Raw genomic sequence first — 8,520 nt, forward strand, 5'->3', positions numbered from 1 at the left:
GGGGGTGGGGTCAGGCGAGGCCGCCGCCGTCGACGACGAGCGCCGAGCCGGTCATGTAGCTGCTGGCGTCCCCGGCCAGGAACAGCACGGCGGCGGCGATCTCCTCCGGCGCACCGGCCCGGCCCATCGGCCGGTCGGCGGCGTCCTTCTCGAAGGCCGCCCACTCCTCCTGGAGCTGGCGCGCCTCGTCGCGGAGCATCGGCGTCATGGTGTCGCCCGGGTTGACCGAGTTGACCCGGATCCCGGCGGCGGCGTGGTCGATCGCCAGGGCGCGCGTCATGTTGACGACCGCGGCCTTGGAGGCGCAGTAGGAGAGCGCGTTGGCGCCGCCCTTCAGCCCCCAGCCGGAGCCGGTGTTGATGATCGAGCCGCCCTGCGTCATCGCCGGCACGGCGAAGCGGCACATCAGGTAGACGGAGCGGACGTTGACCGCCATCACCCGGTCCCAGTCGTCGGCGGAGATCTCCAGCGCCGTCTGGCGGCGGATGATCCCGGCGTTGTTGAACAGCACGTGCAGGGCGCCGTAGGTCTCCACGGCGATGGTGACGACCCGCTCGCAGTCGGTCTCCGAGGAGACGTCGGCGCGCACCGCGACGGCCCGGCCGCCCGCCGCCTCGATCTCGCGGACGACCTCGCCCGCGTCCGCGAGGTCGGCGACGACCACGGCGGCGCCCTCGGCGGCGAACAGCCTGGCGGTGGCCCGGCCGATGCCGGAGGCACCGCCGGTCACGATGGCGACCTTGTTGCGCAGGGTTCCGGTGGGGTTGTTCATGGGAGCTCCTCACTCGCCGACTGGATGCGGTACAGCACGGATTCACGGTGTCCGGTGACCACCCGGACGTGGCCGGCGAGCGCGGCGTCGGCCAGCGGGTCGCCGGTGTCCACCAGCAGCGGCCGCCCGCCGAGCGCGGCGAGCTTCTGCTGGGTGGCGAGCACGACGATCCCGGCGAGCGCGTCCAGCACCCGGGGGCTGAACTGCTGGTTGCCGCGCCCGACGACGAAGCCCTGGCCGCCGATCACCGACAGCACGCCATGCGTCACCTGTGACATGGCAAGGGTGAGCAGCCGCTGCTCCGTCACGTCGCGGTCGAGCACGGCGCCGTCCCGCACGACGTCCACGCCCAGCGGCGTCAGTTCCAGGCCGAGCGCCCGCCCCACGGCGAGCGTGGTCGCGCCGGGCCCGAGCGCGTACGCGGTGCCGGGCCGCATGGCCGCCACCACCGCCCGGGCGATGGACTCCGCCGAGCCCGGCGGCGCCGCCGAGGAGCCGGTCTTGCGCCCGCTCAGCCGGGCCCGGGCGGCCGGCACCCGCACGGTCCCGTACAGCCGGGCGCCGACGCCGCCCGCCCGGTGCGCCTCCTCGTCGAGGTCGACCACCTCGGCCTCGGCGGTGCGCCCGTCGAAGGCGGCGGCGCCCGCGCCGGCCGCGGCCGGGCTGACCGCGAAGCAGCCCGAGTAGACCTTCACCCCGGCCGGCACGCCGAGCACCGGCGGGCGCGGCCCGGCGTCCAGGACGTCGCGCGCCGTCCCGTCGCCGCCCGCGAACAGCAGCAGGTCCACGTCCGCGAGCGCCGCCACCGCCGCCCGGGTGTCGGCCGCGCCGGTGGCCGGGCCCGCCGGGCGGTGGACGACCTCGTGGCGCACACCCGCCGCGAGCGCGCTGTCCTCCCCCATCGGCCCGGCCACGGTGCGCACCACCGCGTCCGGGCGCCGCAGGCGCAGGGCCCGCAGCGCGGCGGCGGCCCGGGCCCGCGCCCGGGGGACGGCGCCCAGCGCGAGCGCCCTGGCCTGGACGTCGGCCCCGTCGCTGCCCTTGAGGGCGACCTCGCCGCCGAGGCCCGCGACGGGGTTCACGATCAGGCCGACGATCATCCCGGCCGCTTCGCGCCGTGCTTGCGCAGGTAGGCGCGCCAGCTGGGCGACCACTGGGCCGGGTCGTCCAGCGTGACCGGGTCGGTCTTGTGGACGGTCTGCCGGTAGGGCGCGCCCCGGACGAACTCCGGGTCCTTGCGGGCCTCGTCGGCGACGTGCGCGAGGATCGCCGCGTACTCGTCGAGGTCCTCCCGGGAGTAGGACTCGGTCGGCTCCAGGGTGAACGGCTCGGGCACCACGTACGGGTGGTGGCTGGTCCAGTAGTGCACGCCGAAGTCCGCCGCCCGGATGCCGATCTCCTCCGAGTGCACACCGGTCTCCTCGGCGAGCTGCTGCCAGGAGTAGCGGACCTGCTCGACCCGCCGGCGCTCGGCCCAGGGCACCGAGGCACCGGGGATCCGGGCGACCCTGGCCAGCAGGTAGTTGTTGTTGAGCACGGCCGTCTCGGCGACCTCGCGCAGGCCCTCGGCCCCGAGCGCCATCACCCAGGCGTAGGCGCGCACCACGTTGGGGGTCACCCCGAGGAAGGGCCGGATCTTGCCGACCGAGCGCTCGGGGGCGGTGAGCGTGAAGGACCCGCCCGCCCGGTCGCCGGCGACCCGGTCGACCACCGGGCCGGGCAGGAACGGCACCAGTGCCTCGGAGACGCCGCACGCGCCGGCCGCCGGGCCGCCGCAGGCGTGCGGGGTGGAGAAGGTCTTGTGCAGGTTGAAGTGGCACAGGTCGAAGCCGGCGTCCCGGGCCCGGGTGATGCCGAGGATGCCGTTGGCGTTGGCCTGGTCGTAGCAGGCCAGGCCGCCGGCCGCGTGCACCAGCTCGACGAACTCGCGGATCCGCGGGTTGAAGATCCCGGTGTCCTCCGGGTTGGTGATCAGCAGGGCGGCGGTGCGCGGGCCGACGGCGGCGCGCAGCGCCTCGATGTCCGGGTTGCCGTCGGCGTCCGGCATCAGGGTGATCACCTCGTACCCGGCGACCTTGGCGCAGGCCGCGTTCGAGGGGTGCGAGAACATCGTGGTGATCACCTGGTCGCGCCGGTGCCCCTCGCCGCGGGCGGCGTGGTAGGCGCGGATCATCGCGATGTTGGCGTAGATCGCGGCGGAGCCGGCGCCGGGCTGCAGGGAGACCCGGGCCATGCCGGAGATCTCCTTGAGGATCTGCTCCAGCCGCCAGTAGATCTCCAGCACGCCCTGCACGGTGGACTCGGGCTGCAGCGGGTGCAGGGCGGCCACCCGGGGGTCGCGGGCGAAGGAGTCGTTGACCTTGGGGCTGTACTTCATGGTGCAGGTGCCCTGGCCGACGTCGATGTTGAAGTCGGCGCCGAGGGTCTCCTGGGAGAGCCGCAGGTAGTGCCGGACCACCTGGTTCTGGGAGAGCTCGGGCAGCGCGGGCGGGGTGCGGCGGGCGACCGCCTCGGGCAGTTCGACCAGGGGCGCGTCCGGGGCGGGCACGCCCACGCCGCGCCGGCCGGGCCGGGACAGCTCGAAGACGATCTCCTCGTCCCAGCGGGCCTGGTGGAAGCGGCGCAGGGCGGGCTTGGGCGCCACCGGCAGGGTGGCGAACGGCTCGGGTGCGTCGTGCGAACTCACTTGGCGTCTCCAGGAGCGGCGGGGGCGGCGGGGGCGGAGGGGGCGGCGGCGAGGACGTCCCCGACGGCCGCGGCGAGGGTGTCGATGTCGGCGATGGAGTGCTGTTCGGTGACGCAGACCAGCACCTCCCGGGGCCCGAGCCGCACCCCGCCGAGGATGCCGCGCTCCAGCAGGGCGGCGAGCAGCGCGTCGGCGTCCGGCACCTCGACGGCGAACTCCCGGAAGTGCACGGACTCCTGGTGGCGCACCACGGCCCCGGCGGCGGCCAGCGCGCCCATCGCGTACCGGGTGCGGGCGAGGACCGTCTCCCCGAGCTCGCGCAGCCCCTGCGGGCCCATCAGCGCGAGGTAGACGCCGGCGGTGATGCCCCACAGGGCGGCCGCGGTGCCCACCCACTCCTTGCCCTCCTCGCGCACCGCGAAGGAGGTGCGGTCGTAGAAGACGTCGCCGAAGCCGTACTCGCCGGGGACGGCGGTCGGGGCGATGCCGAACAGCCGGGAGGGGAACTCGGCGACCATCCGCTCGTCGTCGTGGCTCGCGATGAAGCCGGCCTGCCCGCCGCCGTACTGCGGGTGCATGCCGAGCGACTGGATGTCCCCGCAGACCAGGTCGGCGCCCCAGGAGGCGGGCGGGGCGAGCACGCCGAGCGAGACCGGGTCGGTGCCGACCACCAGCAGGGCTCCCACGCCGTGCGCCAGTTCGGCGAGTTCGCGGCCGCGGGTCTCCACGACGCCGTGCACGGTGGGCGTCTCCAGGTAGAGGGCGGCGAAGGTGTCGTCGAGGCGGACCTCGCCCATCTCGCCGGAGTCCGCCACCGGGGCGAGCAGCACCTCGACGTCCGGGGCGAGGTAGTCGCGGATCTTGGCCAGCTTGTCGGCCGCGAGCGCGCCGCTGACCATCACCCGGGCCCGGCCGGTGCGGCGCGCGGCCATCCGCAGCGCCGTGCCGGCCGCCTGGTAGCCGTCGTAGGTGGGCACGTTGACGACGTCCATCTCCAGCAGCTCGGCCATCATCGAGACGTACTCGAAGAGGGCCTGGAAGCGGCCGTGGTCCTCGTAGGGCTCGCCGGCGTAGGCGGTGAGGAACTCGCCGCGGCCGTTGACCTCGTCGCAGACCGCCGGGACGTAGTGCGGGTAGCAGCCGTGGCCGAGGAAGCTCAGCAGCGCGGCGGGGTCGGTGTTGCGGGCCAGCAGGCCGCGCACGTGCCGGGTCAGGCCGTGCTCGTCGGCGAACGGCGCGGGCAGTTCCAGCGGGCGGTCCAGCCGCAGGTCGGCGGGGATGTCGCGGTAGAACTCCGCGACGTCGGGGGCGCCGATCTCGGCGAGCATCGCCGCCCGCGTCTCGGGCCCCGCGTTGGGGATGTAGGGGTGGGCCACGAACACTCCTCAGGGCGTCGTCGGTCGGGGTTTGAGGACCACGGCGTCGCGTGGTCCGACGGTCACGGGGCCGCCGGGCAGCGGACGGCCGGTCAGCAGGTCGGTCCCGGCTTCGGGCAGGGACACGGTGGCCGGCTCGGTCCCGTGGTTGAGCAGGAAGAGGTAGGGGCCGCGGCGGCAGGCCTCGACGCCGGCCGGCAGGTGCGGCCCGGTGACGCCCGCGGGCAGGTGCGCCCCGGTGACGCCGGCGGCGGACAGCAGCCCGTCCAGCAGCGGGGTCACGTCCTCGGGCAGGCAGGACAGGTAGGTGGCGGCGCCGCACCGGGTGACGGCCGGGCGGCCGTCCAGCGGACCGCCCCGGTAGCGGGCCAGCACGTCCGCCTCGTCCGTGGAGAGCCACTCGGTCCAGGTGCGGGCGAGCAGCCGGGTGCCGTCCGCCGTGACGATCTCCTGGGTGACGCCGTCCGGCAGCGGGCGCCACTCCTCGACGCGCACCCCGAGCAGCTCGCGCAGCGGCCCGGGCGCGCCGCCGTCGTGGACCTGGTCGTCGGGGTCGACCACCCCGCTGAACGGGCCGACCACCAACTGCCCGCCGAAGGCGGCCAGCGCGGCGGCGTGCTCGGCGGTGCACAGGTAGAGGTTGGGGGCGATCACCAGCCGGTAGCCGGACAGGTCGCGCCCCGGCGGGGCCAGGTCGACGGCGATGCCCCGGGCGTGCAGCGGCGCGTACCAGGAGAGCAGCAGCTCGTGCAGCCGCAGTCGGTCGGAGGGCATCGACTCGGGGGCCTCCAGCCCCCACCAGCTGTCCCAGTCGAGCAGCAGCGCGACCTCGGCCCGGGTGGTGGTGCCGGCCACCTCGGCCAGCCGCCGCAGGTCCGCGCCGAGCGCGAGCGTCTCGCGCCACTGGCGGGTCCCGGTGCCGCCGTGCGGGAGCATCGCCGAGTGGAACTTCTCCGGGCCGTACCTGGCCTGGCGCCACTGGAAGAACATCACGCCGTCCGAGCCGTGGGCGAGGGCCTGCAGGCCGTGCAGCCGCATCACGCCCGGGTCCTTGGGGACGTTGACCGCGCGCCAGCTGACCGCGCTCGGCGCCGACTCCAGCAGCAGCCAGGGCCCGCGCTTGAGCGAGCGCATCAGGTCGTAGCTGAGCGCGGCCTTCACCGCGGCGCGCGGGTCGGCCGGGTCCGGGTAGGCGTCGTCGCTGACGACGTCCTCGGCCGCGGCCCAGGTCCAGTAGTCGAGGTCGCGCAGGACGCTCATGAAGTTGGTGGTCACCGGGACGTCCGGGGTGAGCTCCTTGAGGACGGCGCGCTCGGCCTCGAAGCAGGCGAGCAGCGCGTCGCTGGAGAACCGCCGCCAGTCCAGCAGCTGGGCCGGGTTGACCGGCCCCGGCGCCTTGCGGGGCGGCTCCACCTGCGTCCAGTCGGTGTAGTGCTGGCCCCAGCAGGACGTCCCCCAGGCGGCGTTGAGGCCGTCCAGGGAGTGGTGGCGCTCCTGGAGCCAGCGGCGGAAGTCCCGGGCGGACTCCTCGCAGAAGCACTCGGCGGTGTGGTCGGCGTACTCGTTGCTCACGTGCCACATCGCCAGCGCCGGGTGCGCCCGGTAGCGCTCGGCCATCGCGCGGGCCAGCCGGACGGTGGCCGCGCGGAACACCGGGGAGGAGGGGCAGTAGCCCTGGCGCGAGCCGAACTCCAGCCGGGTGCCGGCGGCGTCGACCGGCCGGACCTCCGGGTGGTCGCGGACCAGCCAGGGCGGCGGGGTCGCGGTCGCGGTGGCGAGGTCGACGGCGATGCCGTGCGCGTGGAGCAGGTCCAGCACCCGGTCCAGCCAGCCGAACTCGTAGCTCCCCGGCGCCGGTTCGAGCCGGGACCAGGAGAACACCGCGACCGTGACCAGGTTGACGCCGGCCTCGGCCATCAGCCGGACGTCCTCCCGCCACACCTCCTCGGGCCACTGCTCGGGGTTGTAGTCACCGCCGAACAGCAGACCCGGCACCCGTGTCAGGCCCATGCTGCGCCTCTCCCCCGGGGTCGTGGAGACCCCGTTCCGCGTCGTCCCGCATTTTGTATTCAAAATGCATAGTGCAGTACACTGGGGCGGGTCAAGAGGTGTGCTTCGAATCCGGAGGTTGGGGGACGCGATGGCGATCGAACGCCGTCCGCTGCGCGAGCAGATCCGTGACGAGCTGATGGACCGGCTCACCCGCGGCGAGTTCGCGGCGGGAACCGATGTCAACGAGGCCGTGCTGGCCGCCGAACTCGGCGTCAGCCGCACCCCGCTGCGCGAGGCGCTGATCGCGCTGGCGGGCGAGGGCGTGCTGGAGAGCAGCCAGGGGCGCGGCTTCCGCTTCGCGCCGGTCAGCCGCAAGGAGTTCCGCGAACTGGTCGCCATCGTGGCGGCCCTGGAGGCGCTGGCGCTGGAGTCCTCCGACCCGGACCACCTGCGGACCATCGCGCCCCGGCTGCTGGACCTCGCCCAGGGCTTCCCCGACCAGGTGGCCGAGCACGCCACGGTCGACCGGCGCGACGACGAGTGGCACGGCCTGCTGCTCAGCGGCTGCGCCAACGAACGCCTGCTGGACCTGCTCACCCGGGTCAAGGCCGGGATGCGGCGCTACGAGAACCTGGTCGTCGCCGAGGACGAGCCGGTGGCCCGCGAGTCGGAGGAGCACTGCGAGATCGCCCGCCGCCTCCTGGAGGACGACCTGCCGGGCGCCATCGCCGCCCTGCGGGCCAACTGGATCGGCGGCATGGAGCGCATGCTCGCCCACCTCCCGGAGGACTAGGGTCCGTACGGCGGAACGGGCGGCGGGAGATCAGGACTTCGGGACGTGCAGGCGCGCCCAGGAGGAGGCGCCGGGCCAGCCGTCGGCGTCGGTGCCGGCGTAGCCGAGCTTGCGCTGCCAGCGGGCGTAGCTCTGGCGGTCGGCCTCGCTCCACTGGGGGCCCGGACCCCGCTGGTAGGCGCCGCAGCCCTCCTCCACCAGGCGGCGGCCCATCGCGGTGATCAGCGGGCTGCGCGGGCCGGTGCGGAACCACTCCGCTCCCGGGAACGGCGCCCAGCCGCCCTCGCCGGGCGTGCCGGTGCCCGCACCGGGGCCCGCGCCCGGCTCCAGCGCGCCGGAGGTGACCAGGTGGTAGAGCGGCGCCCCCGGGCAGTCGGTGGCGTAGCCGTCCCGGTGGCCGCGGATCTCCCGGCCGGCGCCGTTGGCGCGCAGGTAGGCGATGGCGTCGCGCAGTCCGGCGACCTGGTCGGCGGTCGGGCCGGTGTGGCCGCTGTCGCCGACGAAGGCGAGCACCGCGAAGTGGTCGCGGTTGAGCGCGGTGTTGCCGTTGGCCGCGTTCTGCGCGTTCCGGCCGCGGCCCTCGAAGACCCAGCCGTGCTCGCAGACGGCGAGGTTGTACGCGAAGTCCGACCAGCCGTTGCCGTCCATGTGGCTGTTCTGGACCTTGCGCATGTACCCCGCGCAGGTGCCGTGCTCGTCGGCGCTGTACGGGCCGCCCAGGTAGTGGACCTTGACGCCCCGGTTGGCCGGCACCGCCGGGTGGCCGTTGCGGGCCGCCCGGGCGCCCCACTCGGCGCGACTGACGAACTTCATCGCGGTACTTCCCCCTTCGTTCCGTGCCGCGCGGCCGTCCCCCGGCCCGCGTCCGTGCTCCGCCGAGCGTGCCGCCCGGGCCGTGCAG

7 protein-coding genes are annotated in these 8,520 nt (G+C 74.9%); 1 reads left to right on the plus strand and 6 read right to left on the minus strand.

What is annotated here, in order from left to right; all coding sequences use genetic code 11:
* Positions 1-10: 10 nt before the first annotated feature.
* The 5 genes from ABT238_RS26235 to ABT238_RS26255 are packed head-to-tail and all read right to left on the minus strand — an operon-like array spanning position 11 to position 6,844.
* Positions 11-772, minus strand: coding sequence for an SDR family NAD(P)-dependent oxidoreductase (locus tag ABT238_RS26235; protein WP_350570520.1), 762 nt, complete (start codon positions 770-772; stop codon positions 11-13).
* The gene (locus ABT238_RS26240; RefSeq protein WP_350570519.1) at positions 769-1,872 is read right to left on the minus strand and encodes an ATP-NAD kinase family protein; all 1,104 of its coding nucleotides are present in this window, start codon (positions 1,870-1,872) and stop codon (positions 769-771) included. The genes ABT238_RS26235 and ABT238_RS26240 overlap by 4 nt, the downstream gene beginning before the upstream one ends.
* Positions 1,869-3,458 carry an aminomethyl-transferring glycine dehydrogenase subunit GcvPB gene (gene gcvPB / locus ABT238_RS26245; RefSeq protein WP_350570518.1) on the minus strand — a complete coding sequence of 530 codons (1,590 nt, stop codon included), beginning with the start codon at positions 3,456-3,458 and terminating at the stop codon, positions 1,869-1,871. Before gcvPB ends, ABT238_RS26240 begins: the two co-directional genes overlap by 4 nt.
* Positions 3,455-4,834 (minus strand): aminomethyl-transferring glycine dehydrogenase subunit GcvPA, encoded by a 1,380-nt coding sequence (gcvPA, locus tag ABT238_RS26250; RefSeq protein WP_350570516.1) that lies wholly within the window; start codon positions 4,832-4,834, stop codon positions 3,455-3,457. The genes gcvPB and gcvPA overlap by 4 nt, the downstream gene beginning before the upstream one ends.
* A gap of 9 nt (positions 4,835-4,843) precedes the next feature.
* Positions 4,844-6,844, minus strand: coding sequence for a beta-galactosidase (locus ABT238_RS26255; RefSeq protein WP_350570514.1), 2,001 nt, complete (start codon positions 6,842-6,844; stop codon positions 4,844-4,846).
* Between the two features lie 130 nt (positions 6,845-6,974).
* Here ABT238_RS26255 and ABT238_RS26260 point away from each other — a divergent pair, with 130 nt between their 5' ends.
* The gene (locus ABT238_RS26260; protein WP_350793977.1) at positions 6,975-7,619 is read left to right on the plus strand and encodes a GntR family transcriptional regulator; all 645 of its coding nucleotides are present in this window, start codon (positions 6,975-6,977) and stop codon (positions 7,617-7,619) included.
* A 30-nt stretch (positions 7,620-7,649) separates the two neighbouring features.
* Here ABT238_RS26260 and ABT238_RS26265 read toward each other — a convergent pair whose 3' ends face one another.
* The gene (locus tag ABT238_RS26265) at positions 7,650-8,432 is read right to left on the minus strand and encodes a peptidoglycan-binding protein (RefSeq protein WP_350570511.1); all 783 of its coding nucleotides are present in this window, start codon (positions 8,430-8,432) and stop codon (positions 7,650-7,652) included.
* Positions 8,433-8,520: the final 88 nt, after the last annotated feature.

This window comes from Kitasatospora sp. NPDC001527 (assembly GCF_040298605.1).
Lineage (GTDB): Bacteria > Actinomycetota > Actinomycetes > Streptomycetales > Streptomycetaceae > Kitasatospora.